This window comes from Vibrio sp. 1978, from assembly GCF_033344345.1.
The window spans coordinates 1-639 of sequence record NZ_JAWPOP010000602.1 but is presented as its reverse complement, the minus strand read 5'-3'; the positions used below and the strand labels follow the sequence as shown (position 1 = coordinate 639).

Below are 639 nucleotides of genomic sequence, written 5' to 3'. Positions count from 1 at the left end.
AAAAACCGCAAGGTCTACCAGAAGTGGGTGGCGACACCATGGTTGAACAGTGGTGGCAGTGCATTGATTTCAACGGATGGCGCTGAAGTCGATTTCAACGAAATTGGGGAAGACATTCAGAACTTTTCGGATGAGTTTGAGGTGCGAGAGGTTCCACATGACCCGTGGGGATCTACACAGCTCGCTCAAGAACTTACCGCAGCAGGTATTACAGCCGTCAAGGTTCCGCAAACTACCGCGCACTTATCCCCTGGAATGATAGAACTCGAGGCAGCCTTGAAGTCTGGCCGTGTTCATCATGACGGTAACCCTGTGTTGACCTGGATGATGAGCAACGTAGTCAGTAAGCCAGACGCTAATGAAAACCACTTTCCAAGAAAAGACAAACCCGACCAAAAGATTGATGGTGCGGTCGCTTTAATCATGGCGGTGTATCGCGCGCATCTGGCAACGGATGCCTTTGACCCATACGACGATCTAGATGATGAGGATTTATACCTGTGAAATACGTACTCAACCTGATTGGCCTCGCGGGGTTTGCCGCGTTGGTGAGTGGGGTTTATCTCAAATTCGGGTTGTCGGATACCTTAATGTTTGGCGGAACTATGTTGTTGATTTTTGCCTTATTGGCATTAAGAA

General features: G+C 48.8%; 1 protein-coding gene. It reads left to right on the top strand.

Going from position 1 to position 639, the window contains the following annotated elements:
* Window positions 1-504, top strand: a 504-nt coding sequence (locus R8N49_RS28070; RefSeq protein ID WP_318190564.1) for a terminase TerL endonuclease subunit, incomplete at its 5' end; no start/stop codon positions are given.
* Window positions 505-639 lie beyond the last annotated feature (135 nt).